Origin of the sequence: Fictibacillus phosphorivorans (genome assembly GCF_007673525.1) — a bacterium.
GTDB lineage: Bacteria > Bacillota > Bacilli > Bacillales > Fictibacillaceae > Fictibacillus > Fictibacillus phosphorivorans_C.
This window is the reverse complement of record NZ_VDZU01000001.1, coordinates 1,074,733-1,100,193: the sequence shown is the minus strand read 5'-3', so window position 1 is coordinate 1,100,193 and position 25,461 is coordinate 1,074,733. Positions and strand designations below refer to the sequence as shown.

At 38.1% G+C, this 25,461-nt stretch carries 32 protein-coding genes and 2 riboswitches; of the genes, 9 read left to right on the top strand and 23 right to left on the bottom strand.

The annotated features are described in order from the left end of the window. Positions 1–122 precede the first annotated feature (122 nt). The 3 genes from FS458_RS05275 (at position 123) to FS458_RS05265 (ending at position 2,754) form a co-directional block, all read left to right on the top strand. A complete protein-coding gene (locus tag FS458_RS05275; protein WP_231607528.1) occupies positions 123–1,070 on the top strand; it encodes an ABC transporter substrate-binding protein in 948 nt (315 codons plus the stop codon). Between the two features lie 120 nt (positions 1,071–1,190). Further along, positions 1,191–1,970, top strand: a complete 780-nt coding sequence (locus FS458_RS05270; RefSeq protein WP_144698468.1) for an ABC transporter ATP-binding protein — start codon at positions 1,191–1,193, stop codon at positions 1,968–1,970. Next, positions 1,948–2,754 (top strand): ABC transporter permease, encoded by an 807-nt coding sequence (locus FS458_RS05265; RefSeq protein WP_144698466.1) that lies wholly within the window; start codon positions 1,948–1,950, stop codon positions 2,752–2,754. The genes FS458_RS05270 and FS458_RS05265 overlap by 23 nt, the downstream gene beginning before the upstream one ends. Positions 2,755–2,763: 9 nt before the next feature. Here the strand turns inward: FS458_RS05265 and ytkD are convergent, their stop codons facing one another. From ytkD to FS458_RS05250, 3 genes are all read right to left on the bottom strand, one after another. Beyond that, positions 2,764–3,243, bottom strand: coding sequence for an RNA deprotection pyrophosphohydrolase (ytkD, locus tag FS458_RS05260; RefSeq protein ID WP_231607511.1), 480 nt, complete (start codon positions 3,241–3,243; stop codon positions 2,764–2,766). Between the two features lie 182 nt (positions 3,244–3,425). Further along, positions 3,426–3,965 carry a hypothetical protein gene (locus FS458_RS05255; RefSeq protein ID WP_144698464.1) on the bottom strand — a complete coding sequence of 180 codons (540 nt, stop codon included), beginning with the start codon at positions 3,963–3,965 and terminating at the stop codon, positions 3,426–3,428. 116 nt (positions 3,966–4,081) lie between these two features. Continuing rightward, on the bottom strand, positions 4,082–4,345 hold the full coding sequence (locus FS458_RS05250) for a holin (RefSeq protein ID WP_144698462.1): 264 nt from the start codon (positions 4,343–4,345) through the stop codon (positions 4,082–4,084). Positions 4,346–4,558: 213 nt separating this feature from the next. On the opposite strand from FS458_RS05250, the gene FS458_RS05245 reads away from it, so the two are divergent. Then, on the top strand, positions 4,559–4,771 hold the full coding sequence (locus FS458_RS05245; protein ID WP_137788569.1) for a hypothetical protein: 213 nt from the start codon (positions 4,559–4,561) through the stop codon (positions 4,769–4,771). Between the two features lie 51 nt (positions 4,772–4,822). Here FS458_RS05245 and abbA read toward each other — a convergent pair whose 3' ends face one another. The 4 genes from abbA to FS458_RS20595 all read right to left on the bottom strand — a co-directional run bounded on the left by abbA (position 4,823) and on the right by FS458_RS20595 (position 6,025). Beyond that, a complete protein-coding gene (gene abbA / locus FS458_RS05240; RefSeq protein ID WP_144698460.1) occupies positions 4,823–5,011 on the bottom strand; it encodes an antirepressor AbbA in 189 nt (62 codons plus the stop codon). Between the two features lie 92 nt (positions 5,012–5,103). Continuing rightward, on the bottom strand, positions 5,104–5,292 hold the full coding sequence (locus FS458_RS05235; RefSeq protein ID WP_144698458.1) for a hypothetical protein: 189 nt from the start codon (positions 5,290–5,292) through the stop codon (positions 5,104–5,106). Positions 5,293–5,336: 44 nt separating this feature from the next. After that, a riboswitch (cyclic di-GMP riboswitch) is annotated at positions 5,337–5,418 on the bottom strand. 128 nt (positions 5,419–5,546) lie between these two features. Then, positions 5,547–5,735: a Fur-regulated basic protein FbpA gene (fbpA, locus tag FS458_RS05230; RefSeq protein WP_186320457.1), complete on the bottom strand. Its 189-nt coding sequence runs from the start codon at positions 5,733–5,735 to the stop codon at positions 5,547–5,549. 125 nt (positions 5,736–5,860) lie between these two features. Beyond that, positions 5,861–6,025 carry a hypothetical protein gene (locus FS458_RS20595; RefSeq protein ID WP_153237601.1) on the bottom strand — a complete coding sequence of 55 codons (165 nt, stop codon included), beginning with the start codon at positions 6,023–6,025 and terminating at the stop codon, positions 5,861–5,863. A gap of 168 nt (positions 6,026–6,193) precedes the next feature. Here FS458_RS20595 and FS458_RS05225 point away from each other — a divergent pair, with 168 nt between their 5' ends. Further along, positions 6,194–6,769, top strand: a complete 576-nt coding sequence (locus FS458_RS05225; protein WP_144698454.1) for a DNA-3-methyladenine glycosylase — start codon at positions 6,194–6,196, stop codon at positions 6,767–6,769. Here the strand turns inward: FS458_RS05225 and FS458_RS05220 are convergent. Continuing rightward, positions 6,766–7,455 (bottom strand): hypothetical protein, encoded by a 690-nt coding sequence (locus tag FS458_RS05220; protein WP_144698452.1) that lies wholly within the window; start codon positions 7,453–7,455, stop codon positions 6,766–6,768. The two genes, FS458_RS05225 and FS458_RS05220, sit on opposite strands and share 4 nt — an antisense overlap. Before the next feature lie 156 nt (positions 7,456–7,611). Then, a complete protein-coding gene (locus FS458_RS05215) occupies positions 7,612–8,847 on the bottom strand; it encodes a dicarboxylate/amino acid:cation symporter (protein WP_144698450.1) in 1,236 nt (411 codons plus the stop codon). A gap of 168 nt (positions 8,848–9,015) precedes the next feature. Continuing rightward, positions 9,016–9,182, bottom strand: a riboswitch (cyclic di-AMP (ydaO/yuaA leader). 177 nt (positions 9,183–9,359) lie between these two features. Here FS458_RS05215 and FS458_RS05210 point away from each other — a divergent pair. Beyond that, positions 9,360–9,554, top strand: a complete 195-nt coding sequence (locus tag FS458_RS05210; protein ID WP_144698448.1) for a hypothetical protein — start codon at positions 9,360–9,362, stop codon at positions 9,552–9,554. Positions 9,555–9,577: 23 nt separating this feature from the next. Here the strand turns inward: FS458_RS05210 and FS458_RS05205 are convergent, their stop codons facing one another. The 5 genes from FS458_RS05205 to FS458_RS20590 all read right to left on the bottom strand — a co-directional run bounded on the left by FS458_RS05205 (position 9,578) and on the right by FS458_RS20590 (position 14,520). Continuing rightward, positions 9,578–10,291 (bottom strand): ABC transporter ATP-binding protein, encoded by a 714-nt coding sequence (locus FS458_RS05205; protein WP_144698446.1) that lies wholly within the window; start codon positions 10,289–10,291, stop codon positions 9,578–9,580. Beyond that, a complete protein-coding gene (locus FS458_RS05200; RefSeq protein ID WP_144703302.1) occupies positions 10,291–11,913 on the bottom strand; it encodes an ABC transporter permease in 1,623 nt (540 codons plus the stop codon). The genes FS458_RS05205 and FS458_RS05200 overlap by 1 nt, the downstream gene beginning before the upstream one ends. Positions 11,914–12,028: 115 nt before the next feature. Beyond that, the gene (locus FS458_RS05195) at positions 12,029–13,111 is read right to left on the bottom strand and encodes a Fe(3+) ABC transporter substrate-binding protein (RefSeq protein WP_144698444.1); all 1,083 of its coding nucleotides are present in this window, start codon (positions 13,109–13,111) and stop codon (positions 12,029–12,031) included. Between the two features lie 435 nt (positions 13,112–13,546). Then, positions 13,547–14,287, bottom strand: a complete 741-nt coding sequence (locus tag FS458_RS05190) for a GDSL-type esterase/lipase family protein (protein ID WP_144698442.1) — start codon at positions 14,285–14,287, stop codon at positions 13,547–13,549. 74 nt (positions 14,288–14,361) lie between these two features. Beyond that, entirely contained in the window at positions 14,362–14,520 is a 159-nt protein-coding gene (locus FS458_RS20590) for a hypothetical protein (RefSeq protein WP_186320456.1), read from the bottom strand. 137 nt (positions 14,521–14,657) lie between these two features. Here FS458_RS20590 and FS458_RS05185 point away from each other — a divergent pair, with 137 nt between their 5' ends. Further along, positions 14,658–15,359 carry a TrkA C-terminal domain-containing protein gene (locus FS458_RS05185; protein ID WP_144698440.1) on the top strand — a complete coding sequence of 234 codons (702 nt, stop codon included), beginning with the start codon at positions 14,658–14,660 and terminating at the stop codon, positions 15,357–15,359. Positions 15,360–15,465: 106 nt separating this feature from the next. Here the strand turns inward: FS458_RS05185 and FS458_RS05180 are convergent, their stop codons facing one another. Both FS458_RS05180 and FS458_RS05175 read right to left on the bottom strand, forming a co-directional pair. Next, positions 15,466–15,696, bottom strand: coding sequence for a hypothetical protein (locus tag FS458_RS05180; RefSeq protein WP_144698438.1), 231 nt, complete (start codon positions 15,694–15,696; stop codon positions 15,466–15,468). 220 nt (positions 15,697–15,916) lie between these two features. Further along, positions 15,917–16,561: a 3'-5' exonuclease gene (locus tag FS458_RS05175; RefSeq protein ID WP_186320455.1), complete on the bottom strand. Its 645-nt coding sequence runs from the start codon at positions 16,559–16,561 to the stop codon at positions 15,917–15,919. A gap of 361 nt (positions 16,562–16,922) precedes the next feature. Between FS458_RS05175 and FS458_RS05170 the strand changes: the two genes are divergently transcribed. After that, positions 16,923–17,588, top strand: coding sequence for a hypothetical protein (locus FS458_RS05170; RefSeq protein WP_144698434.1), 666 nt, complete (start codon positions 16,923–16,925; stop codon positions 17,586–17,588). A 126-nt stretch (positions 17,589–17,714) separates the two neighbouring features. Beyond that, complete coding sequence (locus FS458_RS05165) at positions 17,715–17,885, top strand: YjcZ family sporulation protein (RefSeq protein ID WP_144698432.1); 171 nt, start codon at positions 17,715–17,717, stop codon at positions 17,883–17,885. Between the two features lie 52 nt (positions 17,886–17,937). On the opposite strand, the gene nagE is transcribed toward FS458_RS05165, so the two are convergent. From nagE to nagA, 7 genes are read right to left on the bottom strand one after another with little or no spacing between them, the layout of a single operon-like run. Beyond that, on the bottom strand, positions 17,938–19,344 hold the full coding sequence (gene nagE / locus FS458_RS05160; protein ID WP_144698430.1) for an N-acetylglucosamine-specific PTS transporter subunit IIBC: 1,407 nt from the start codon (positions 19,342–19,344) through the stop codon (positions 17,938–17,940). A 14-nt stretch (positions 19,345–19,358) separates the two neighbouring features. Further along, positions 19,359–20,264: an N-acetylmuramic acid 6-phosphate etherase gene (gene murQ / locus FS458_RS05155; RefSeq protein ID WP_144698428.1), complete on the bottom strand. Its 906-nt coding sequence runs from the start codon at positions 20,262–20,264 to the stop codon at positions 19,359–19,361. Between the two features lie 37 nt (positions 20,265–20,301). Continuing rightward, entirely contained in the window at positions 20,302–21,360 is a 1,059-nt protein-coding gene (locus FS458_RS05150; protein ID WP_186320454.1) for a DUF871 domain-containing protein, read from the bottom strand. A 20-nt stretch (positions 21,361–21,380) separates the two neighbouring features. Further along, positions 21,381–22,754 carry a PTS transporter subunit EIIC gene (locus FS458_RS05145; protein WP_066397092.1) on the bottom strand — a complete coding sequence of 458 codons (1,374 nt, stop codon included), beginning with the start codon at positions 22,752–22,754 and terminating at the stop codon, positions 21,381–21,383. A 52-nt stretch (positions 22,755–22,806) separates the two neighbouring features. Continuing rightward, positions 22,807–23,526, bottom strand: coding sequence for a GntR family transcriptional regulator (locus FS458_RS05140; RefSeq protein WP_144698424.1), 720 nt, complete (start codon positions 23,524–23,526; stop codon positions 22,807–22,809). 8 nt (positions 23,527–23,534) lie between these two features. Further along, positions 23,535–24,254, bottom strand: coding sequence for a glucosamine-6-phosphate deaminase (gene nagB / locus FS458_RS05135; protein ID WP_186320453.1), 720 nt, complete (start codon positions 24,252–24,254; stop codon positions 23,535–23,537). Continuing rightward, positions 24,251–25,438 carry an N-acetylglucosamine-6-phosphate deacetylase gene (gene nagA / locus FS458_RS05130; protein WP_144698420.1) on the bottom strand — a complete coding sequence of 396 codons (1,188 nt, stop codon included), beginning with the start codon at positions 25,436–25,438 and terminating at the stop codon, positions 24,251–24,253. Before nagA ends, nagB begins: the two co-directional genes overlap by 4 nt. Positions 25,439–25,461: the final 23 nt, after the last annotated feature.

Genomic DNA, 25,461 nt, shown 5'->3' with positions numbered 1-25,461 from the left:
GCACCAATCACATACATTATTACATAAAAGTCATGACTTCATCCCTATGTGCAGGAGGATCCAATATGAAATATTTCAAAAGAAAACTAATGATACTTTTCACTTGTTTACTAGCTTTCTCCATGCTGTTGGCAGGATGCAATACCTCTAGCCCTAAAAAAGAAAAAGTCAGAATTGCTGAAGTAACACGATCTATTTTTTATGCTCCACAATATGTTGCCATAGAGAAAGGCTTTTTTAAAGAAGAAGGCTTAGACGTTGAATTGACTACCACCTGGGGCGGCGATAAAACGATGACAGCTTTGTTGTCTGATGGCGCAGACGTAGCACTCGTTGGTTCTGAAACAACCATCTATGTACATGCACAAGAATCAACAGATCCTGTTATTAACTTTGCACAGCTTACACAGACAGATGGTACTTTCTTAGTGGCAAGAAAAAAGCCGGAATTCTTTTCATGGGATCAGCTTAAAGGCAGTACTTTCTTAGGCCAGCGTAAAGGCGGTATGCCGCAAATGGCAGGTGAGTTTGGTATAAAGAAACACGGGATTGACCCTAAGAACGATCTAACGATGATTCAAAACATTGATTTCGCTAACATCGCGAATGCGTTTGCTTCTGGAACAGGAGATTATGTTCAATTATTCGAGCCGCAAGCAAGTCTATTTGAACAAGAAGGAATCGGACACATTGTTGCTTCGTTCGGAGCTGAGTCTGGGAAGATTCCTTATACAACCTTTATGGCGAAACAGAGCTATATAAAAGAAAACAAAGAAACATTAGACAAATTTACAAAAGGTTTATATAAAGCGCAGTTATGGGTGGAGAACCACTCTGCAAAAGAGATCGCAAAAGTTATCGCACCTTATTTTGAAGATACCCCTGTAGAACTTATTGAAACCGTTGTGGATCGCTATAAAAGTCAACACAGTTTCGCTCTTAACCCAATTCTAGATGAAGAAGAGTGGAACAACTTACAGACAATTATGGACGAAGCGGGCGAACTTCCTAAAAAAGTGGATTATGACATTCTTGTTGATACTTCAATAGCAAAGAAAGCCATCAAGTAGAGGAACAGACGGGTCTGCATACAATAAGGCTACCATAGGGAGCTTCTTGTCGAACATATACACGAGAAGCTTCACAGGTGGTTGTTTGAAGTGCAAATACAAAATCAGGAGGGGATCGTCGTGGCTTTATTACAACTAAAATCTGTCGGGCAAACATACTTTTCAAAAACGTCTGCCACAACGGCCTTAGAAGATATTTCGCTTTCTGTACAAGAAGGCGAATTTATATCCTTACTAGGACCGAGCGGGTGCGGTAAATCCACACTTTTATCTATGATCGCAGGTCTACTCACACCAACGGTCGGAACGGTAACGGTGAATAACCAACTGGTCACATCTCCGCATCCGAAAATCGGTTACATGCTTCAGCAAGATTATTTGTTTCCATGGAAAACGATTCAAGATAACATAACGCTTGGTTTGAAACTGAGGAACCAACATTCATTGGAAAACGTTCAAGCAGCAGTGAAACTTCTCAAAGAGATCGGATTAGATCACACATTAACCAAATACCCTTCAGAGCTTTCTGGAGGAATGAGACAGAGAGTGGCACTCGTTCGAACACTTGCCACACAGCCAAAGATCCTTTTACTCGATGAACCTTTCTCAGCACTCGATTACCAAACAAAGTTAAAGCTTGAAGATCTCGTATCCTCAACTCTAAAAGAACATGGAAAAACAGCTATCTTAGTTACACATGATATCGGTGAGGCTATCGCGATGAGTGATACCGTTATCTTGTTATCAACTAATCCTGGACGTATTTTCAGGACATTTAAGATGCCTGAAACATTAAAGACACTCCCTCCCTTTGAAGCTCGTCAGCATCCTGATTTTTCTGCAACCTTTCAGCAAATATGGGAGGAGTTGGAGCACATTGAACAAAACGATAAAGAGTAAGATACACCAAGCGTATCTAGAATCGATAAAAAAAGAAAATCGAAATATACGCCTTGTTCAGCTTTTTATTTTTATCAGCTTTTTCTTGTTATGGGAAGTTTCATCTCTAAGAGGCTGGATCAATCCATTACTATTTAGTTCACCAACGAAAATAGGATCTCTTTTTATTGAAAAGATTAGTGATGGTTCACTTTATATCCACGTTTTTTTTACTCTAGGTGAGACTGTACTCGGATTCATATTAGGTACACTGTTAGGGACTTTACTTGCCGCTCTTCTGTGGTGGTCACCATTTCTATCTAAGGTTCTTGATCCATATCTAGTTGTCTTAAACGCCATGCCGAAAGTGGCGTTAGGACCTATATTGATCGTTGCGATTGGGCCGAACTTTGGTTCGATCATTGCTATGGGGATCTTAATCTCAATCATCATTACGACCCTCGTCGTATACACAGCGTTTCAAAATGTGGATGCAAACTATATTAAAGTGGTTCGATCTTTTGGAGGCAATAAAAAACAGTGCTTTAAGGAGGTTATCCTTCCAGCCTGTTTTCCGAATATCATATCTTCTTTAAAAGTAAATGTGGGGTTGTCGTGGGTTGGTGTCATCGTAGGCGAGTTTCTTGTTTCAAAACAAGGCTTAGGGTACATGATCATCTACGGATTCCAAGTCTTTAACTTCACACTCGTACTAATGAGCCTCTTGATCATTGCTGTAATGGCTACCGTAATGTATCAAGGAGTCGAATGGCTTGAACGGAAACTTATTAAGCACCGTTTATGATCTTTTATTTTAGGCCAGGGAATGCAGAAGAGCGTACTTCATACTCTCTTTTAGCACCTGGTCTTTCATCATAAAGCTGAACGACTTATCCGTGGAAACATCATCAGGCAACTCACTCATTAATACAGGTCCATTTGTTTCAAAATAACGATGTTTTAAAAGAATCTTGTCCACAGTGGCTACATAAATATTCTTAATGATTTTTCCGCCTTTTCCATCAACAAAGTACTGACCAATATATTTAAGATCTGATACTCTTCCACCCGTCTCTTCAAAAACTTCCCGAACGGCTGCTTCATCCGCTGTTTCTCCAGGTTCTACCTTTCCACCAGGAAACTCAATTCCACGTCTCGGATGCTCAGTCAGCAACCATTGATCTTTAAATTTACACAAACACCACACGTGTTTTGGCGTATCCGAAAAGGGGTGGTCTGAAAACGACAATTGTACAGTGTTGTTATAAAAATCTTTAAACGTAATTATATCCATCACACTACTCCATCTCGACTGTTTCCTTTATTGTAAAGTTCACAACATTTAAAGTCCATTTGTTTTAATTGCAACTCACTAAAGTACGCTCTCTTAGAGCTACAACTTCCTCTTCCTATTATGTAACAATCCTAGTTTATTCAATCTAATCGTAAAAAAACATGGGTGGTAAAACCCATGTTTTAATCTACTGATGCAAATGTAATAATCCATTTTCCGTTGAGGTATTCATATCCTAAAGTAATTTCATATGAGCCATATAGATCAGACTCATTTTTTTGATGAACTCTATAAGAATGATCTGAAAGCTGTTTGATCATTACAGGTTCACTTTCTTCTAGCCAAGGTGGAAGTTCAGTAGGAATGATGTATAGCGAACTTTCTCGTTCCTCAAATAAACCATCCGTATAATATGCAGCTAGATCTTTAGACACAAAATTCGTTAAATATGTCATATATTCTTCTTTATTAGAATAATTTAAAACCCTATAGTTTTCATCGGTTTCTTGCTTTAGTGCTTCAATAAAGAGATTCGCCTGTTTCTTCGCGATATCCTCCGTAAATACAGGGACAGCTTGTTTTTCTTTCGTTTCTTCAGCCGTTACTGGCTGAGTAATAATCTTATCCGAAGTACCGGACTTCTCTTGAACGTTTTCAGGAATGTTAGGGACAATAATGAATGATAGCATAACAGCCAAACATAGTGCTAGAAAAGCTTTCATGACATTTCACCGCCTGACATTGTTTTCTTACTATAATCTATTCACTGATTTCAAAATTCTAAACCCTTTTTAAGTAATCATTGAAAATGGTTTCATAAAAGATCAGACTAAACTCACTAACTTGCTTTTTTATATTTTCTACTTTTCTTGCCGATCTCATACAATCCAGTTGCGGCTAACCCCGCTATTCCTCCAGACCATAATCTGAGTTGAACATTCATCTCTGTAACGGGAGCAGCTAACAATCCGATGATCAATCCCACAAAAAAACTAATAATGGGTATATATTTTTTCGGAATCGGGAAAGTACGTTTTAAGAGCTCCATCATTGCTGTCACCAAAGGAGCTAATAGTGTTGAAAACATGAGTACTTGCTCCAACAGGACCCCCCCCATTTCATAAGCACAACCTTCCTTTAGTAACTTAAAGATTCAAGCTTCATACCTTATTTCCTGCCAAAATAAAAAAATTACTTTTTGTCCTAAGCGTTATATAACAGTTTGCATAAAATAAAGTGCCATGATTTTTTTCGGTTATTTTATTGAAATGAGTCAATACTATTGGTAATGAAAGGCAAGACAGGAGTGAGTTTTATGGTAAAAGGCGATGATCTTTTTCTAATACGCTTAGAAGCAAACGAAATTTCATGGTGGGAGTATGCAAGAAATGTCTCACCCGTTTCGAGACCAAAGCAATATCTAACGTATTGGTCATTCTTAAAAAATAGAGGCAAGTTACCTAGAAGGTTAGTAAAAGAAGCGGAATGGCGCATGGAAGCTAGAAGAAAAGGCTTACTAGATACATGATACTTAACTAAAAGAAGCAAAAGACTCTAAGAGAGCCTTTTGCTTTATTTTTTAATTATGTAATTTTTTTAAAAGTCCGTTCAATCTTCTTACTTTTGATTCATAACCTGGCTTAAGCTCATATTCTAAATCCTTCAGCTCAGAATCAACCACTTCATAAGCATACCCTTGACTCAACAATGCTTCAATTAACAATTCTTTCTCTTCATCTGTAAGGTTTGCTTTCACATTAGTAGACAATTGTTAATCCCCCTCTCGTGTATGCATTCATTATAACGTGGGGTTTCAGTGTTTATCCTTACTAAAAATTTGGAAATTTTCAAATTCAGCATTCAACTTGTAATGAACACCCAGGCAATCGCACCTAATATGATTAGAATATTAGTAAAAACATCTATGATTCTGTTATCTTTTTTCTTAAGTTTGTTTCCAGTAAAAAATAGTAAAAGCGCAATAAAAAAAATCGTTGCAAAATAAAATCCAATCGCTGACCATGAAAAAAATAATAAGTGCTGTTCCAATGATATCCCCCCTACATCATTTCATAAACCGAAGGATAATTTCGTAAGGTAGCTGGCTGGCATATATTAAATGAAGCCCCTATAGCTTTGCGTCCTCACTTTTCAATGAGTTTGCCTTTATCAAACGATTTATGGCAGTTTGTCTTAACGATTGCAATACAAAATAACTACATAAGACATTTTCCCTATTTTATAGGTATATTATATCAGAAAATAGTTAAGAGGACTTATTATTTTTTTACTATTTTAAAAATTTAACTTATGTGATTCTCTTGGTCGATAAACTGAGCATTCTTCCACTCTAACTCTAGTTCACTTAATGTAAAATCAGTTAGATATCTATGATCTTCATACCCATACAAACCTTTATGGATAAGATGTTGAATGAGTCGTTGTTTACGTCCTTCAACCGCTCTTCGCAGTTGTCCTTTATGTGAATCCATATAAAATCTGCTCCTTTTTGTGGCTATTATTGTTATATATTCTATCCACATAAAAGAAGATTCAAGCTTGTGAGTAAACAAAAAAGTTCCTTTAAAAAGTAAAGGAACTTTCAACAAAATTTGTTCTAGTGTAAGACAGATTTACTCCATTGTTCATAAACCGAATTAGGGGCATTCCAGCATAGCCAGGAAACCATGGTTTTTATTCCATGTTGACTAACTTCCCAGTACTCCCAGCGTCGTTTGGAGAGATTTTCATAAATTCCTGTTTCATTCACCCAACCGTCCATATCAAACGCCTCCTATTCATCTGCTTTATAAAAAATTCTTTTTCCTTCTGCAATTTCCTCTTTTTTAGGGTTTGTAAAACTTCGACAAAAGGAAACATAATTTTACACAAGCCTGTTGTTATTGTACATATAAAATAAAGATGTCATACATCATAAGGGAGATGAAAAATGAATTTATGGGAATTACCTACACTTGATCTAGCAAAAGAAATTCTAGGTATGAAATTGATTCATGTCGATGATAAAGGAACAACATCTGGATATATCGTGGAGACAGAAGCCTATCTAGGACCTGAAGATCGAGCAGCTCATTCTTTTAACAACCGAAGAACGGCTAGAACAGAAGTGATGTACGATGAAGCAGGTACAATTTATACCTATTTTATTTATGGGATGCATGTTTGCTTTAATATCGTTTCAGGCCCTGTTAATAAACCAGAAGCTATTCTCATTAGAGCTCTTCAACCAATTGAAGGAATAGAAGAAATGAAAGAAAGAAGAGTAAGAGCGAAAACTGAGATTCAGCTTACAAATGGTCCTGGCAAACTGAGTAAAGCGATGGGATTCACATTAAGTGATAATGGCAAGAAAATGAATGAAGAAAATATAAGAATTGAAGAAGGAATGCGATTCGGACCGAATGAAATTAGCTCGGGTCCCCGTATAGGAATACAATACGCCGCGGAAGCGGTTCATTATCCTTATCGGTTCTGGATAAAAAACAACCCTTACGTATCTCGTTAATACGCAGGGTTGTTTTCTTTGTTAGTCGAAACTGCAGCTTCATCTTCCTGCATGTAATCAACCTTTGAAGTCCGATTGGTTTCTTGCATCCACACGAGGTGATGGTACGTTTGTTTTTTCATAGAAACGTATTTAGTTTGCATGATTAGCAGCCAAGAAAGAATGAAAAGGGCTGTTTTCAATACATTTTCCGCAGTTAGTGAAGCTGACTCAACCGGCAGCACATTCACTGAAATACTTGAGAGCAATCCTATTATAACAGCGCTTAAGATGAACAAAGGCTGGTTGGTACGTAAGAATCGGTGCCGTTGCTGCAAGTAGTTTTGTAATAATAAACGTTCTTGAGCATTAAATTGAAGGTATCTGCTCTTAGCTGATTTCGCATTCGCCAATAAACCTTTAGATCGATCATTCTTCCAAAGTGATTTCATAAACAAGGTGAATTCAATATCATTAGCAGGTTCATTATTCATTCTTCTATGAATAAAATTATGTGCTTGGTAGAAGGTCATTGCGTTCTGTACAAGCTTCAGTAATACATATCCTGCAATGATCGTAAGTGAAAAGACAAACCAAAAAGAGGTCATCGCGCTCTCTGTTAACTCGATGATAGGATTAACCACGGTTTGAATCTGTACCCATATGACCTTTGCAGCAAGCGTTAGTATCTCTAGCCATTTTTCCAAGAAGATCACTCCGAAATTTCATTATGTATCTTCTTATTTTACCATGATTTTGCACCTGTGCTTACATTTATTTACTCAACATATGCAAACTAGGGAAATCGGCATATAAAAAAGGCCACAGTGATTGTATTCACTATGACCTTTTATAGCATTCGTTTATGCACTTACCTCTTGTTCACGAGTTCCAAGGTGTTTGTCTTCACCTTTATCAACGATTACCGCGCAAGCAGCGTCACCTGTGATGTTAACAGCTGTTCTTAGCATATCAAGAAGTCTATCAACACCTAGGATTAAAGCAATACCTTCGACTGGTAATCCTACAGAGTTCAATACCATCGCTAACATGATCAATCCAACACCAGGAACACCAGCTGTACCGATACTAGCTAGAACAGCCGTTAGAATAACCGTAAGCATTTCCGTAATACCCAAGTTCACATCATATACTTGTGCGATAAAAATCGTCGCAACACCTTGCATGATGGCTGTTCCATCCATGTTAATCGTTGCACCGAGCGGTTGAACAAAACCACTGATTGATTTTCGAACACCCAGATTTTCTTGAGCTGTTTTCATTGAGATTGGAAGTGTTGCATTCGAACTTGACGTACTGAATGCTACTGACATTGCTGGCGCAAAACCTTTAAAGAACCAGATCGGGCTCTTCTTTGCGAATAGAGCAATTGAACCCCCATACGCGACAACAGAGTGAAGGAATAACGCTAAGATAACTACGCTCATGTATAAGCCCATCGCTTTGATCGCATCCATGCCTTGGCTTCCAACTGCTGAAGCAATCAATGCAAATGCACCATAAGGAGCGAATTTCATAATCACGTTTACAAGATACATCATAATGTCGTTACCTTGTTCAATTAGATCCATAACACCTTTTGTTTTGCTCCCCAACATCGTTAGAGCAAATCCTACAAACACGGAGAATGCAATAATTTGAAGCATATTTCCTTCAGTCATCGCTTGTATCGGATTAGTAGGAATGATGTTTAGTAACGTATCTGTTACTGCTGGCGCTTCTTGTTGCTCAAACTTGGCACCTTCTGTTTCAAAGTCACCTACACCTGGTTTAAAGACAAGTGCTAAGGCCATAGCAATAATAATAGCAATTGTTGTAGTTCCTAAGAAATAACCAACTGTTTTGGCACCCACTCTTCCAAGTTTCTTCGGATCACCTAGTCCTGCAGTTCCAAGTACGATTGAGAAGAAGACAATCGGAACAACTAACATTTTAATAAGGTTTAAGAATAATGTCCCTACTGGCTTTAAAACATATTTGTCCAGTGTTGAGAAAGCATCAGGCACGGCTAGGTTAAGAATGAGACCAGCAACAACCCCAAGTGCAAGAGCGATTAAAATTTTTGTAGATAATTTCATAATAAAGTACCCCCTTTGTTAAAATTTTCTCACTATTTTGTGTGCAGAAGCTCTGAAGAAATTTATACTAATACATGCCCTATTTGTTGCATATAAAAACCCACCGAAAATAGAGAGGATTTTCCGTGGGAATACACCGCAACACATAGACTGAGCCCATGTATAGAGTTCTCTCTCCAAAAACGCTTACGAGGTTAGCTGTCGGATTAGGAAATTGAGAGTTGTCCCTTTTGTGCATGCACAAATTCATCCCGAGGCTTTTAAAGCCATATCGTGGTTCCCCCGCTTCAGAATATTCTATCGAATAGAACATCCAAATTCAGCGAATCATATATAATATGCTCTAATTTTATCAATATACATAAATTTTTGTCAAGAATACGAGCTATGCTTATTTATTCCAATTAATTGTTTCATGATGAATGTTTTTCCATATTCTCACTTCTACCCCATAATCATGTGAGAAAAAACGAATTATGTATAAGGTTCTATTTTTCAGGGAGGTATTGTAAATGAAAATCGTATTTTATGAAAAAGGTGAATTAAGTATTATCGTTGGAGCATCAAAACTAAAAGGTGAACTTACGATTGAACAAATAAAGAACGAAAGCGAAAAGAAAGCAAAAGAACTAGGTGAATTATTAGGACGAGAAATTGGGTTCTTAATCGACATGAACGGAAAATTAGATACTCAATTCAAAAAATAAAAACCGGGATATCCCGGTTTTTTTTATACGTATGCTAGTGATAACTTTTCTTTATTCTTCTGCAGCACCATTTCAGGAAGCCCTTCATCTTGTATCTTTCCATTATTCATCAGTATGATTCGGTCACCTATTGACCGAGCATCTTCTTCATCATGAGTTACAAAAATAGAAGTGATTCCAGTACGTTTAAGGATTTCCTGCAGCTCATCACGAATCTGTAATTGAAGCTTAGAATCCAGATTGCTAAAAGGCTCGTCAAACATGATCAATGATGGGTTTGGAGCCATAGCCCTTGCTAGTGCTACACGCTGCTGCTGACCGCCGCTCAATTCATAAGGATATCGAGACGCATAGTCCTCCATACCTACAATAGCCAATAATTCTTCCATTCGTGCTTGTTTCTGTTTACGATTCATTTTTGTTAAGCCAAATTTGATGTTCTTTTCAACCGTCATATGAGGGAACAAAGCATAATCTTGAAAAACTAGACCAACTCCACGTTTTTCCGGCTGAACAAAACGGAAGTTATCGTTCATGACTGCCTGATCGATTAGGATCGAACCTCTTGATGGCACTTCTAGCCCTGCTATAAGACGAAGTAACGTACTTTTCCCACTCCCACTTTCTCCTAAAATCACTGAAACTTCTCCCTGCTTAAAGTTGAGAGATAGGTTTTCAAACAAAGGTTTTTGCGAATTTTTGTAATGAAACGTTAAGTTTTTGATTTGAACAAACATTATTTTGGCTCCTTTTCTAAAACTCTGTGTAAAAAGAAGATTGAAAGTGCACTTATACAAATAATAACCATTGATGAAACAGCGGCTTCATGAATACGTTCATCACTTGCGTATTGAAATGTTTTTGTAGCCAACGTATAAAAATTAAAAGGCTGTAGGATCAGAGTAAGAGGCAGCTCTTTTAAAATATCTACAAAAACAAGGATGAAACCACCAGCAATCGCACCTTTGATCATTTTGATATCTACTTTAAAAAACGTCTTTGTTACTGACATTCCTAATGTTCTTGAAGCTTCTGTAAAAACTGTTCCTACTTTATCAAAACCTGATTCGATTGAGTTAAAACCAACAGCAAGAAAGCGAACAACATAAGCAAAGATTAGCATACTAATGCTGAGGCTTAGTACAAGGGTTGGCTCTAGTCCAAACCATTCATACAAGGTTATTACTTTTTCATCTAGTGAGAGGAATAATGTAAGGACGCCTATAGCAATAACAGCTCCAGGAATCGAATAGCCTAAAACTGTAATTTTGGAAAACACCTTCCCGATCCAGCCCTTCGAAAGACGGCTAAAGTTGGCGATGATTAAGGCGACGATAATAATAAGAACTGAACCTATAGCAGCAACAAAGACTGAATTCCAAATCAAATCAGCGAATGCAGCACTTAAGATCACGTCATAAGTCATATACACCCATTGTAAAAGCTGTATAAAAGGAATGGCGAAAGCTAGAGCAAATAAAGAGATAAAAAAAGATAGCACAGCGAACTTTTTCCAGCCTTTAAGTTCTTTAGGTTGTAACGGGCGAACTTTCGAAGTGGAATAGCTATACTGCTTCCTGCCCCTTATTACTTTTTCTAGGATCAAAATCAAAACTACGATAAACATCAGAGTACCCGCTAACTTGATAGCCGAATAGATGTCTCCCATTCCAAACCAAGCTTGAAATATGGCTGTACTAAAGGTTTGAATGCCAAAATATTTAACTACTCCGTAATCGTTAAAGACTTCAAGAATCACAAGACTAACGCCACCAACGATCGCTGCACGTGACACAGGAAGCACAACTTGTATAAACGTCATGAACGATCCTTTTCCTAACAAACGTGCATTCTCAATCAGTGATGATGACTGATTTTCTAAGAAACTTCTTGTAATGATATATACATACGGATAAAGAAACATCGTGAAAATGAAAACAGCACCTGGGATGTTCATAATGTCAAAAAACTTCTGATCTACTTTTATACCAAACTGGTTCCTTAATGTCGTCTGAATGACTCCGGTATAATTTAAAATTCCATGGTACGTATAGGCTCCAATGTATGGTGGAATCGCAAGAGGCAGTATGAGACCCCATTTAAAGAACCGATGCATAGGTACTTTATAAGCAGAAACTAGCCACGCCGCACTTACCCCGATCAACACTGTAAAAAGTCCAGTAAAACTAACGAGTGTCACGGAATTTACTACATAGTTTTTCAACATATATTCTTTAATGTGTTCCCAATTCTCATTACTCTCAGCGAATAACTGAACCATGATGAGCAAAGCCGGTAAAAGGATCAAAACAGAAAAAATCACACTAAGCAAAGCCCAACTATTAAACTGTGATCTCATTTTTCGAATTAAATACAATATCTTCACCTTCTTTACTCATCAGCATTGTTCTCGGTTGTTTGTTTTACATGGAATTAGCCGTATCACAAATCGTGATACGGCAAGATATTAACGTTTATTTCCAGCTAACTTCATTCATAATTTTAACAGCATCTGCATTGTTTTCACCTAGCTCAGAAAGGTTAAGATCTTGTTCTTTAAAGTTACCCCAAGATTTTAAAAGCTCTGAAGGTTCAACATCTTTATTAACAGGATACTCGTAGTTTGCTTCAGCAAATACTTCTTGAACTTTAGGACTAGACAGATATTCCATTAGTTCAATAGCATTCTCTTTGTTCTTAGCATGTTTCGTAACACCTATACCACTAATATTAATGTGCGTACCTGTTGTTTCTTGGTTAGGGAAGAATACGCTTAGCTGTTTAGCAACTTTCACTTCTTCAGGATCTTCTGAGTTCAACATCTGACCAAAATAATAAGAGTTCATGATGGCCACATCACCTTCACCTGCAACGATACCCTTCGCTTGGTCACGGTCACCGCCTTGAGGATCACGAGCCATATTGTTAACGATTCCTTCTGCCCATTTCTTCGCTTCATCTTTTCCGTTTAATGAAATAAATGAAGATACTAATGATTGATTGTAGATGTTTTCAGACGAACGGATCAGTACTTTCCCTTTCCATTTGTCTTCAGTTAATGCTTCATAAGTAGAAAGTTCAGACTGATCAACTTTTTTCTTGTCGTACACGATGACACGTGCACGCTTTGTCAGACCAAACCATTGATTATCTTTATCTCTTAAATTCTCTGGAATGTTTTTATTCAATGTATCACTTTCAACACTTTGCATAAGGTCCTTATCTTTTGCCCAGTGCAAACGACCAGCATCAGATGTGAAGAATAGATCTCCTTTTGTTGCTTTCCCTTCTCTAGAAAGACGCTCGATCAATTCATCTTCTTCACCTTTAATAAGGTTGACTTTAATTCCAGTCTCTTTTGTAAAATCAGCAAAGATTTTATCATCAACGTCATAGTGACGACTTGTATATAAATTTACTTCCCCGCTTTTCTTCTCTTCTTTTTTTGCATCGTTGTTGCTTGAACTTGCACCATCGTTAGATTTACCACAGCCAGCTAAGACTAAAGCAGCTAGTAGGACCATTACAACAGCAGTGAATATATTCTTTTTAAACATATGTCAGTTACCCCTTCTATGTATAAGTAATTGAAAACGATTATCAACTTCACTTCTAATTATAATGATAATCATTCTCAAGTCAATCGTTTTTTTAAAAGTTTTTTCTAATAGGTTGTGCCTATCGATTCCTTACTTCCATTGACAGTTGATTGGAATGGAATGTCCGCGATTTCTCGCCTGCCCCAAGGAAAACCGAGCACCTGAAATAAACTTCTTCCAAAGAGCAAGCAAGTTTACCGCAACAGCGTTTTAAAACGCTTTTTTTTATAAGATTGTTGCTATGAACTCCTTGTCACCTTTGAAAATTGATTGGAGTGGAAAGCGAGCAGCCTGGAACGGAGATCAACACTTCCAAAAGCAACAAAGTTTACGAAAACTGCCTTTTAAAAAGAAAAATAAAAAAACCTCTTAGAAGCATCAGCTTCTAAGAGATCATTCTTGGTTTAATGGCTTCCATTGGTTGTAAACCCAGTTTCCTAATCTGTTATATCCTCTTCTATTTGGATGGATAGAATCAGAAAAATACAGTTCTTTCTCCACGTTTTCATAAAGTTCAAAGGTGGAAATGTATTTTGTAAGTGTGCTTTCTTTGCTTGCCTCAACAATTGCCTCGTTCCAGGACTTAATACTGTCTGCAGCTGTTGGATCGTATTCTTTTCCGAAATAAGGATTATATAGTCCTAATACATAGACTGGCGCGAACGAATTGTTTTCACGCACGACTGTCAGTGTTTTACTTAAGTTGTTTCTTAACTTTTCTTTTCCAAGTACTAATTTTTGTTGAGGCAACTGTCGAAAGTTCCAACCCGCAGCCTTGCGAAAATCATTAGTTCCAATAAAGACAAAGATATGATCCGCTTGTCTTAATGATTTGATGACGACTCCATTATCCAATTGTCTTAATAATTGGTCAGAACGCTGTCCAGAGATTCCAAAATTATTAATAATAACGTTTCTTCCTGTTTGCTGCTGAATATTTCTTTTAACGATGCCAATATAACCTGTCTTGGACGGATCACCCACTCCGTATGTTAAGGAATCTCCAAGTGCCACAACCTTCAAAGTTTGTGTTTCACTTGCCCCTTCTGTTTCTCCATAAAATTGAAAGACCAGGAATAGTATGAGGGCTAAACCTGCACCACCAATTAACCATTTCTTTGATACTTTCCGCACATCAAGTCCTCGATTCTAGTTATTGTTATCTTACTTTTTACCATAACGAGGGAAAATATCAAGTGATGAATGTGTTATTTCAATCGATAATCTTCCGATGTAAGCGATGTATCTTCCCAAAGATTCTCTTGATCATAATGATAAGAATCTTTTTTCACGAATGAATGAATCAACATAGCAACTCCTCCACACAATAGGCTTGCAGGCACTAAGGTAATTAGAAATCCTGTCATCAACATCCCTCCTTCCTGTACCAAAACTATATGAGGAGCTATAAATGTTTATGAAACGAATAAAATAATTTATTTCCTCTATATAAATAGAAAATAAGGGTATACAGGTAAAGAAGAATTTTAACGGAGGTGCCTTTGTGGGTTTTTTATTCACTCTGCTTTATTTTGCAATTATAGGAATAGTAATTGAAATTAACGTGCTACTATTCACGTTAACCGGATTAAAAAAAGAAATAGCTCGATTCCAAGTCATCTCAATGTTTACTGCTACAGGTTTTACGACAGGAGAATCTGAATTGATATTGGAGCATCCAGTACGCAGACGTTTGAGTACGTTTCTCATTTTGTTCGGAGTCTTTTCATTAGCGGTTATCATCTCATCGATAAGCAACATCTTATCCGATGAATTCCGCTCGATCGAGCTGGGGATCATTATTTTAGCATTAATTAGTCTTTATTTAATCTTAAGCATACCGAAACTAAAGAAATATATGAAAAAAACCTTTGAAAGTCATATGGAGAAAAGTTACAACCTCGCGGACCTTCCATTAAGAGACGTTATGTATTTTGAAGAAGATGATGTTGTTGTCGAACTTCCCATTCATAAGGATTCAAAGATTATGGGGAAAAAATTAAAAGATGTTATACAAGTAGATGACGATTTACTTGTACTATTCATTAAAAGAGGGGATGTAACAGTAAGAAAGGATAGTTACACGACAGAAATTCAAGAAGGAGACATGTTGTTCTTATATGGTCACCAAAATTCTCTTCAAGAAAGATTTAAAGAGGAGATGAAAGAATTAAAATCTAAAAAAGAAGTTGAGCAATCAAATTAAGAAGTGATTATTCACTTCTTTTTTATTAATACCCCCAGAGAACAAAAATGATGGGCGAAATAAACTTAAGTAGTAAAAAAGAACCTCTTTTTGAAGAGATTCTTCATTAACCAACTTCTCTAACTGTATTTGGTACAAACGATAACAATAAGGAAATAATATTATTAATTTGCTCAGGTGTTATATGTATACCATCGTTTGCTAACAGTTCTTCTTTTAGCTTGATTATTGAATCAACCTCCTCAAGACATGCATCCGTCAAGCAATGATCGATTGTATTCAAAAGTTCCAACAACTGATTGTTTTTATTGGTTATGTAATATGTAGTCTCCACCAACAAACACCCCCTACTACTAACTATTATTATCGAAACTAAGGTCATTTTCCTACAAAAACAATTCGTCAAATGACGACATATCTTACTTTTTATGGATTTTACCCTATAATACCTACACATTTATGTCGAAGGAAGTCGAAGGAACAGGAAATAAGTCCTATCCTGGCTGTAATAGTTAACCATTTGTATTACAAAGTTTACATTTAAAACTAAAATTACTTTAGTTAAATAACTTTGACAAGGAAGCGAATGGCGATTCATTTCCTTCAGACTTTGTTTTATATACTAACTTTTCAGGTTCAAAAAGCTTTGATTCTAAGAAAGAAGTCGGGTTCTTAACAAATTTGACTCTCTGATAAATTTTAGTAAGGATTTTGGCTGTGTTGATCGCATCGTCTAGCGCTCTATGTTTTGATCCTTCATAAACCAGCTCCATCGCTTGAAGAGCGCGTGACAGACCATATCGAAATCCTTTTTCACTATCATGAAGGATACTGAAATGAAATTGCAGATCATTATGATTGATAATCCAATCCGTGTCTGCTTTATGAAATGTTGAATCTGTAATGAGCGCCCACTTATCTTCTGGTCCCCAGGAACAAAGGTAATATTCTTCTGCACCAATCCAAGATCTAAAGCTATCAATAGCCTCAGTATAAGCCGGAGCTGAAATCAAATCTTTTTTGGTGATCCCCGTTAGGTTCGTAATTCGTGTATTCAACTTATCCATTTTAGGTTGAACAAATGACTGAAACGTATCCACTATTTTAAGTTCACCATCAACTTCAATCATTCGAATGGCACCTATCTCTATGATCTCCGAGAGCCGGTTTGTCATCTCTAAATCATACACAATATACTGCATCCCCAACACCTGCCCTTCCACAATCATGCCTTTTAATGGATGTCTACCATATATTGTAGTTGATTTGTTAACAAAATGAAATATTACTATAGGTATTCCATTTGTATTTAGCTTTATAGCCTTCATACTTTACTTTGCGATCATACCTCTATACAAGCTGCTACTGTATGACCGATTACTATGTGATTGAAGCTTTATATATATCCTTATTTTATGAGAATAAGGTATTTAAATGTCATTCTATTCTGAAAAGGATATAAGTTTCTTCATCTGCCAAACTTTTCATTTTCAATTTTTGTACTCTTTTGTTAACATTGGAAGTGTCTGTTTAACAATATGAACTACATAATGAGGGAGTATCATGAAAAAACTTATAACACTATTTCTTATAATTGGGTTACTTTTTGTAACAGCTTGCTCTAAAGATACGAAACAAAATGAACAAGGAGCTTCCGAAACAAATACTAACAAGGAAGATTCTACTGACAGCTCCACTTCTAAATCAGAAAAAGAAGATTCAGAAGCAACAGAGACAACAACTACAGAAGCTGAAAGCAGCACAGCTGAAGATGAGGCAACAAGTGATGATAGCGAACAAAAGGACTATCTAACTAGTGAGCATCAATTTGTTGCAAGTGAACTCACAAACTCTTCCGAAAAACAAATCAGCGACAGATGGGGTAAACCGAACCGATCTGAAAAGATTCAGTTTCGCTACTCAGGTACGACAGAATTTGTCCCTGCTATCGTAAACTATTATCAGAATGATAAATATGCGGTAACGTTTGTAGAAGGAAAAGCCGCTCGTCTTGTCTATTCTGTAATTGATGAAGAAATCTTGTTTAATGCTGAAGAAATGACTAGAGCACTTGAACTAGCTGGTCTTCCTGTAGATGTTGAAGAAACAACAGACACAGATACAGCTTATGTATACAACGACCTTGGTGATGTATATGAAGTGACGATGTTCTCAAAAGGTGAATTCGTAGATTACTTATACATTATCTTAGATGAGGCTTACAAATAGACTTCTACTTCGTATACAACTCTTCTAAAATGGGGCATTTATCACCGTTTCTATGCTCATCCTACTTGCATAAAATGAGTTGAGGAGAGAAACCGGCTTCTCACACGCAAGAAGAGGAGTGAAAATATGTCGTCGAGAAAGTACTGTTCTGATAGCTTTACGCTTTACGTGGTACTATTCGTGCTGCTCATTATTGTCGGAGCCGTCTCGTTTAATGGAAACTGCTGTGTTTATGCTTACCCATGTTCCTATGGATACGCAGCAAACGTACCAGTAAGTGGTTATTGGAACGTGTAATAAAGAAGTGACCACCATTTTCTTTAAGAAGATGGTGGTCTTTTTTATAGCTTTATAGCTTATCTCTCATATAATCTGCGATCGGTTCAACCTCAGATCCTACAACGACCTGTATATTTTGATTATTAAGCTTGATCAGACCTTTTGATCCTGCTTTTTTAAGCGCTTCTTCATCAACCTCTGACAAGTCTTTAATCTGAACTCTTAATCTAGTAATACAGTTTTCTATCAGCACGATATTATCTTTTCCTCCGAGTGCACTCAAATAAGCTGATGCAGCCCTTTCATACTTTTCATTCGCTGTAGTAGTAGCTGCAGCTTCTGATACAATAGCATCTTCATCTTCTCTGCCTGGTGTTTTCAAGTTCAGTTTCACAATCAGATAACGGAATATTCCATAGTATAAAACAAAATATACTGCACCCATCGGAAGTAACAACCAACCATTTTGCGAGATACCGATGTTTAAGAAATAATCAATCGCTCCAGCAGAAAACGTGAACCCATGATGGATATCTAGTAATACTGCCACCGACATCGAAACAGCGGTTAATACAGCATGGATCACATACAGTAAAGGAGATAGGAACATGAACGCAAATTCGATTGGTTCTGTAATTCCCGTAACAAAAGATGTAAGAGCCAGACTGCCTAGCATTCCTGCTACTGCCTTCTTACGATGTTTTTTTGCTGTATGAATCATGGCTAAACAAGCTGCCGGCAGTCCGAACATCATTACAGGGAAAAATCCAGCCATATAAAAGCCTGCCTTAGGATCTTCAGCAAAGAATCTCCATAGATCACCCGTAACGACCTTCCCATTTTCACCTGTAAATTCACCAAATACAAACCATAAGAAGCTGTTGAGTACATGATGAAGTCCGAGTGGAAGTAATAAGCGGTTAAAGAAACCAAATATGCCTGCACCTATCGCACCGGCACTTGTAATCCAAGTACCAACGTTTTCTAATCCCATCTGAAGGTATGGCCATATAAATCCGAAAACAAGCGCTAGAAGTACCATGGTTCCAGCCGTTACAATGGGAACAAATCGTTTACCTCCGAAAAAGGAAAGCCATTCTGGCAGTTTCGTATTATAAAATTTATTATATAAAAGTCCGGCTATAACCCCTGCTAGAATACCTCCTAAGACAGACATATCAAATTTCCCGTCATAATTTAGGTTTACTTCTGCAAATGTTTTAGCTCCTTCTGTTAGTACGAAGTAACCGATCGCTCCTGCAAGTCCAGCAGCTCCACTTCCATCTCTCGAGAGTCCTACCGCGACACCTATCGCAAATAATAACGCTAGATGACCAAAGATCGCATTACCTGATGCCACTAAGAATGGTATATCTAATAAATCGTCTTGACCAAAACGTAGCAAAAGTCCAGCTGCAGGAAGAACTGCGATCGGAAGCATGAGCGCACGACCGATCCGCTGTAAGAAACCTAACATAGTACCTACCCCTCTCACTTTTGAGTGAAATTACGTATCGCTTCTTTTAACTTTCCATTATGCTGATCTAGTTGCAATTTTGCTTCGTTTGGAGCGACACCTGTAACAAGCTGAAAAATCGCAGCCTTTGTATTGCCGCCTTGTTCTTGCAAAGCCATTTCCGCTTCTTCCTCTGTTGCACCAGAAGCTTCTATAATAATATTTTTGGCACGCTGAACTAATTTCTCATTTGTTGGTTGAACATCGACCATGAGATTGCTGTACACCTTACCCCATCTCACCATGCTGGCTGTACTGATCATGTTCAATACAAGTTTTTGAGCAGTACCGGCTTTCATTCTAGTTGAGCCAGTGACCACTTCTGGCCCCGTAACAACAGGAATGCTAATATCCGCAAGCTTCTCCATCGGTGAATCTAAAGAACACACAAGAGCTGCTGTTAATGCCCCTTTTGTTTTTGCGTATTTCATCGCACCTAAGCAATATGGCGTTCTGCCAGAAGCCGCAATAGCAACAACAACATCTCGTTCAGTTATTTTTAAAGCTTTAAGATCGGATTCACCTAGCTCTGCATCATCTTCCGCTCCCTCAATTGCATGCTGAAGGGCATAATCCCCGCCTGCAATGACCCCAACTACTAAACTTGGATCTGTGCCGTATGTGGGAGGGCACTCTGATGCATCCAAAACGCCTAACCGTCCACTTGTTCCAGCACCAATATAGATCAATCGACCTTCATTTTCAAAAGCTGTAACTACCTTTTCAACGACAGAACTGATTTCTTTTAAAACAGGAGTAATACAACTGGCTACTCCCAGATCGGCTTCGTGTATTTTTTGGATCACTTCTAAAGTTGTAAGTTCATCAATAGTTAACGTGTCAGGATTTCTTTTTTCTGTAGCCAATTTGGTTAAGTCCATCTTGATCTCCTTTAAGTGGTTAATAGTTAACAAATTTTTATTTCACTTCTGAATTCAACAGCACAAATCTTTTGCCACATCCAACTTTCTTCAACAGTGACAAGCTCTCTTTTTTGATCTGACCTGCTACATTCGTTTTTGCATCAGCCGGTATATCTTTTAAACAAATCTGAAGTTCACCCGCATATCTGCCATATAACTCGTTTTCAACCGTTATTGTTCCTTCATTAAATACCTCTAACCCATGAGCTTCCTGTTGAAAATGAGAAGGCTGATGTCGTGACTCAACGGACCGGATCACATATTCTGCAGCATCCATTCTATTTGAATGAACCATGTTGTTGAATGTCTCATATCCTTTGTTAAAGTCAACATAAAGAGGGACTGTACCTTCCATTAAATACTTTAGTTCTTGTAAAGTTTTGTTCGTCAGGTTTAAATCTCCTACACAGATTTTGTCCGTATTCATTTCTTGAAGTTCCAATGCAGCAAGTGCCGGAGAAACATGTCTGTGATTCTCAATTGTAGGAAGTCCTAAATGAAGAGGGCCGCGTAATTGTTCATCACCTTGAATAAATGCCATCGTTTTAATTCCATACCGATGAAACAGAACATTTCTCTCATAAAGAGATTGCTTTGATATGCCGGTAAACGGCTTTGGATAAAAGTTGTGCCAAGCCTCTGTTTGATTCGGTTGAAGTCCCTCATCCATCAACTTCTTAAGCTGTTCTTCATCAATGGTACTTGCGTTTAAACCAATTTTAAGATGGTGAGACAGCCAAGCGATCTGCTTGGCCGTAAACCCATAATCCATCCTGATGCCCGAAATGCCCCATTCTTTTAAGGAAGGCAGTTCAGAGAATGATAAACCCAACCGCTCTAGAGAAGCTGGTGAAACATCTGCCATTACTTCCATATGAAACTCTTGAGCGGTATTTCCTAACCATTTAACTTGCTTAACGTAATCCACGTCCTTCTCTTCAGGTATATGAAGAGAAGTAAAGATGTATTGAAATCCGCTCTTAGCGGCTTTCTCCATCCAGTTTTTATTAAAAGTGTCTGATTCACTCAGATAGATTGAAATCCCATAACACAAACCGTTCACTCCTAAATTCGTTAGATGTCTTTTGCCATACTCTCTTTAAATCCAAACGTCCATGTGAATAAGAATCCGAAGAAATAAGCAATTACTAAACCTACTAGATAGAGGACCATTTCATTTGCGTTTACAAGAAACACGAGTGGAATCCCTGACACACCGATGGCAATCGTAGCAACTTCATAGAATGCTTGGAACGCTCCACCAACTGCAGCTCCTAGACATGCTGTCAAGAAAGGTCGCCCGAGCGGAAGGGTAACACCAAAGATTAGCGGTTCACCAATTCCAAGCATACCTACAGGTAATCCACCTTTAATAACTTTACGAAGACGCTGGTTCTTTGTCTTAAAGTAGATTGCAAAGGCAGCACCAACTTGCCCTGCTCCACCCATTGCTAGAATCGGTAATAACGGATCATCACCGATCGTGTTAATTAGCTCCATGTGTACTGGAGTTAACCCTTGATGCAATCCTGTTACAACCAACGGTAGGAATGTTCCTGCTAAGATAAGTCCAGAGAAAATACCGCCAATATCAATTAAATTCAACAATCCTTTAGTAATTAAATCCGACAAAAACCCGCCTACTGGCTGAAGAACAAATAGCGTAGCAAAACCTGTAATTAATAATGCTAATGTTGGCGTAACTATAATATCAATTGAAGGGTGTACAAATTTTCTAATACGTTTTTCCAAAAAGGCGATTAAAACCGCGGCAAGCATTACACCAATCAATCCACCACGTCCTACTACAAGTGGATCTCCAAAGAGGGTAATATTCGCAAGGCCCGGGTTAATCAGTAAGATACCTGCTGCACCACCCAATGCTGGGGTTCCACCAAATTCCTTGGCAGTATTGATACCTACGAATACAGCTAGATAACTAAAAACACCCCATCCAATTAAGCTAAGCATCTGCATAATTGAAGATTCTGGGTCAGCACCCATTCTTACAGCTACGTTTGACATTCCAGCAATCAAACCAGACGCCACGATTGCAGGAATCAGCGGTATAAAGATGCTAGCGATCTTGCGTAAAAACTGTTTAAAAGGAGTTGCATTCTTTTTGTTGATGGCATCCTTATTCATTCTTGCCATCTGTTCAAGGTCCATTGGGTCCGTCTCATCAAGAGATTGAATGTTCATACCTGTCTCTTCACTCATCGCAAGAGTTACGCGATTGACAATGCCAGGTCCGACAATGATCTGCAGTGTATCATCTTCAACGACTCCCAACACACCATCTACTTCTTTAAGACCTTTGAGATCCGCCTTTGACGGATCGTGTAGATTAACCCGAATTCTAGTCATACAGTGCATCAACGATTGGATGTTTGAAGAACCTCCAAGTTTTTCGATGATACCATGAGCCATTTGCTGCTCTTTCCCCATGCTTCTTCCCCCTTTTAGTAAACGCTTTCATTTTTATATAAAACGCTTATGATCAGCGTTTCATATCGATCATAAATTTGTAGCGATCGCCTCGATACACCGACTGAACAAGTTCAAGTGGCCTTCCTGTTGTTAAATAGGTTTGTCTTTTAATAAGAAGGACTGCTGCACCTTTTGTAATCTCAAGTATCTCGCTTTCTGCTTCACGCGAAATGGACGCTTCTAAACTTTGTGTCGCATAATCTATAACAAAGCCTGCATTCTCAACTTCAGAATACAAAGACCCTTGTTTTATGTGTGATTCGTTTAATTCAAGAAGATCAACGGGAACATAAGTAGTCTCGAACGCCATCGGAATGTCATTTGCAAGCCGAACACGTTTAATCTCATAAATTTCTTGATCCTCTCCGATCTCAAGCGCTTTTGCTACTCTGTTTTCAGCCGTTGTTTTTTGGAAAGAAATGAGTCTAGATGCAGGTTTATAGCCTCGTGACTTCATGTCTTCTGTAAAACTTGTAAGACCTAGAAGCTTCTGCTCTATTTTCTTTGCAGAAACAAATGTTCCTTTCCCTTTTCGGCGGGTTAAGTAGCCATCATTCACAAGATTATTGATAGCCTGCCGTACTGTCATGCGGCTTACTTCATAGTTCTCAGCAAACTCTCTTTCAGAAGGTATCATGGTTTCAGATTCCCACTCACCCTTATCAATCTTTTGTTTAATCGCTTCTTCAATCTGAAAGTAAAGTGGCATTGGTGATGTTTTATCAATCATAAAAATACTTAACTCTCCTCTTCTAAAAGACTCCTTGCACCTTCGTCAGCTAACACAGTAACGTTAGGATGATGATTAAGAACTGTCGCAGGTATATCAGAATTCATGGTACCTTGGAATAGTTCTCTTAATGCTCTCGCTTTTTTTTCACCAGAAGCAAGAAGCAGAATTTCATTACTCTCAAGGATCGTGCCAATTCCCATCGTAATTGCTCTTCGCGGCTGTTTCTCATGTGTAAAATATTTAGCGTTCGCGCTTAATGTGGACTCTGTTAACTCGACTACATGCGTGCGTGAACTAAAATCTGTACCAGGTTCATTAAAACCGATATGTCCGTTCTGTCCGATACCGAGCACCTGAAGATCGATACCACCCAGTTGTATGATCACTTCTTCATATCGCTTGCATTCTTTCTCAAGGTCTACGGCGATACCATCTGGGAGATGAGTTTGATTCTTATGGATTCCGATATGGTCAAAAAAGTTTTGTTGCATATAATCATGATAAGCTCTGGAACCGACATATTCGTCAAGGTTAACAGTGTGCACGTGTGAATAGGACTGCTTATACTCTTTACTATATTTTGAAAGGTGTCGGTACATGCCTAAAGGTGTCCTCCCTGTAGCAAGACCAAGCACAATTTTTTCTGAACTCTTTATTTTCGAAAACACATATTCAGCAGCCAATCTACTAAGCTCTTCTTCGTCGGAAACCTTGATCAATCTCAAACTCGTTCCCCCTTTCGATGATACACAAGCTCGCCTCGACAAAATGTCATAAGCACATCGCATTCCTCAGTCAACACCGTAATATCTGCGTCTTTACCGACAGAAAGACTTCCTTTTTTTTCAAAGATCTGCAGTTCTTTTGCAGCATTCTCACTTGTCATTTTCACAATATCTGACCACGAGCAATGCGTATAATCCATCATGTTTTTTACAGCGATGTTCATCGGCAAGATACTTCCTGCTAGTGTTCCGTCAATTAATCTAGCTTCATCAGCTTTTACAGATACCTGCTGACCACCAAGTGTATAAGTGCCTTCTCCTAGACCTTTTGCTCTCATCGAATCCGTAATTAAAATAGTTCGTTCTGAACCAGTAGAATGATAGGCTAGTCTAATCATCTCAGCGCTCGCATGAACGCCGTCCACTATCATCTCAACCTTTAATTCATCCTGTAAGAGAGCAGCACCTGCAACTCCTGGATCTCTATGATGCATCCCACGCATACCATTAAATAAGTGTGTGACGTGAGAAATACCTGCTTCAATCCCATCTTTTACTTCTAAAAAAGAACTATCACTATGACCGATCGAAGCGATCACACCTTGTGAAGATAAGTACTTTGTAAGCTCACGTCCACCATCCCTTTCAGGTGCTAACGTAACGAGTTTTATTTGATCCTCTGCACTTTTTTGAAATTTTTCAAATAGGTTTACGTCAGGCTCCTGAATAAAAGACGCAGGCTGTGCACCTGCTCGTTTTGGAGAAATAAATGGCCCCTCCAGGTGGATACCGAGCATTTCAGCAGCTGAACTTCGAGATCGTTTTATGAAGTTTGCCGCAGTATTCAGTGCTGTATGAATAACAGTTGTTTCTTCAGTCATCGTTGTTGCTAAAAAGGATGTCGTTCCTTCTGCTGGGAGATGTTTTGCAATAATCTCTAGTGCTTCTTGCGTTCCGTCCATAAAGTCTGCTCCCGCAGCACCATGAATATGAATATCGATCATGCCAGGGAGGATGATACTTCCTTTAGGTAAGTTATACCTAATAACATCTTCATCCGTTGAGAGCGGATCTGTTGTGTCAACATGATGGATCTTATCGTCTTTAATCCACAAATATCCGTTATGAACGAGCTGTCCTTTTTCGTCGATTAATTTTCCAACAAGTAAAATGTTAGGTTTCATGTCCACTCCCCTTTATCACTTTA

What these genes read in the sequence shown, in the direction of transcription:
- FS458_RS20590 (WP_186320456.1), bottom strand. Translation starts at nt 14,520, where the DNA reads ATGACAGGATTTCTAATTACCTTAGTGCCTGCAAGCCTATTGTGTGGA.
- FS458_RS05215 (WP_144698450.1), bottom strand. Translation starts at nt 8,847, where the DNA reads ATGAAATTATCTACAAAAATTTTAATCGCTCTTGCACTTGGGGTTGTT.
- FS458_RS05200 (WP_144703302.1), bottom strand. Translation starts at nt 11,913, where the DNA reads ATGAGATCACAGTTTAATAGTTGGGCTTTGCTTAGTGTGATTTTTTCT.
- FS458_RS20595 (WP_153237601.1), bottom strand. Translation starts at nt 6,025, where the DNA reads ATGGACGGTTGGGTGAATGAAACAGGAATTTATGAAAATCTCTCCAAA.
- FS458_RS05255 (WP_144698464.1), bottom strand. Translation starts at nt 3,965, where the DNA reads ATGAAAGCTTTTCTAGCACTATGTTTGGCTGTTATGCTATCATTCATT.
- FS458_RS05195 (WP_144698444.1), bottom strand. Translation starts at nt 13,111, where the DNA reads ATGTTTAAAAAGAATATATTCACTGCTGTTGTAATGGTCCTACTAGCT.
- nagE (WP_144698430.1), bottom strand. Translation starts at nt 19,344, where the DNA reads ATGTTAGGTTTCTTACAGCGGATCGGTCGTGCGCTCATGCTTCCGATC.
- FS458_RS05165 (WP_144698432.1), top strand. Translation starts at nt 17,715, where the DNA reads ATGTCGTCGAGAAAGTACTGTTCTGATAGCTTTACGCTTTACGTGGTA.
- FS458_RS05140 (WP_144698424.1), bottom strand. Translation starts at nt 23,526, where the DNA reads ATGATTGATAAAACATCACCAATGCCACTTTACTTTCAGATTGAAGAA.
- FS458_RS05175 (WP_186320455.1), bottom strand. Translation starts at nt 16,561, where the DNA reads ATGCAGTATATTGTGTATGATTTAGAGATGACAAACCGGCTCTCGGAG.
- FS458_RS05205 (WP_144698446.1), bottom strand. Translation starts at nt 10,291, where the DNA reads ATGTTTGTTCAAATCAAAAACTTAACGTTTCATTACAAAAATTCGCAA.
- FS458_RS05275 (WP_231607528.1), top strand. Translation starts at nt 123, where the DNA reads ATGCTGTTGGCAGGATGCAATACCTCTAGCCCTAAAAAAGAAAAAGTC.
- nagA (WP_144698420.1), bottom strand. Translation starts at nt 25,438, where the DNA reads ATGAAACCTAACATTTTACTTGTTGGAAAATTAATCGACGAAAAAGGA.
- fbpA (WP_186320457.1), bottom strand. Translation starts at nt 5,735, where the DNA reads ATGGATTCACATAAAGGACAACTGCGAAGAGCGGTTGAAGGACGTAAA.
- FS458_RS05145 (WP_066397092.1), bottom strand. Translation starts at nt 22,754, where the DNA reads ATGGGGAAAGAGCAGCAAATGGCTCATGGTATCATCGAAAAACTTGGA.
- FS458_RS05225 (WP_144698454.1), top strand. Translation starts at nt 6,194, where the DNA reads ATGAATTTATGGGAATTACCTACACTTGATCTAGCAAAAGAAATTCTA.
- murQ (WP_144698428.1), bottom strand. Translation starts at nt 20,264, where the DNA reads ATGGACTTAACCAAATTGGCTACAGAAAAAAGAAATCCTGACACGTTA.
- FS458_RS05170 (WP_144698434.1), top strand. Translation starts at nt 16,923, where the DNA reads ATGAAAAAACTTATAACACTATTTCTTATAATTGGGTTACTTTTTGTA.
- FS458_RS05210 (WP_144698448.1), top strand. Translation starts at nt 9,360, where the DNA reads ATGAAAATCGTATTTTATGAAAAAGGTGAATTAAGTATTATCGTTGGA.
- ytkD (WP_231607511.1), bottom strand. Translation starts at nt 3,243, where the DNA reads ATGGATATAATTACGTTTAAAGATTTTTATAACAACACTGTACAATTG.
- FS458_RS05245 (WP_137788569.1), top strand. Translation starts at nt 4,559, where the DNA reads ATGGTAAAAGGCGATGATCTTTTTCTAATACGCTTAGAAGCAAACGAA.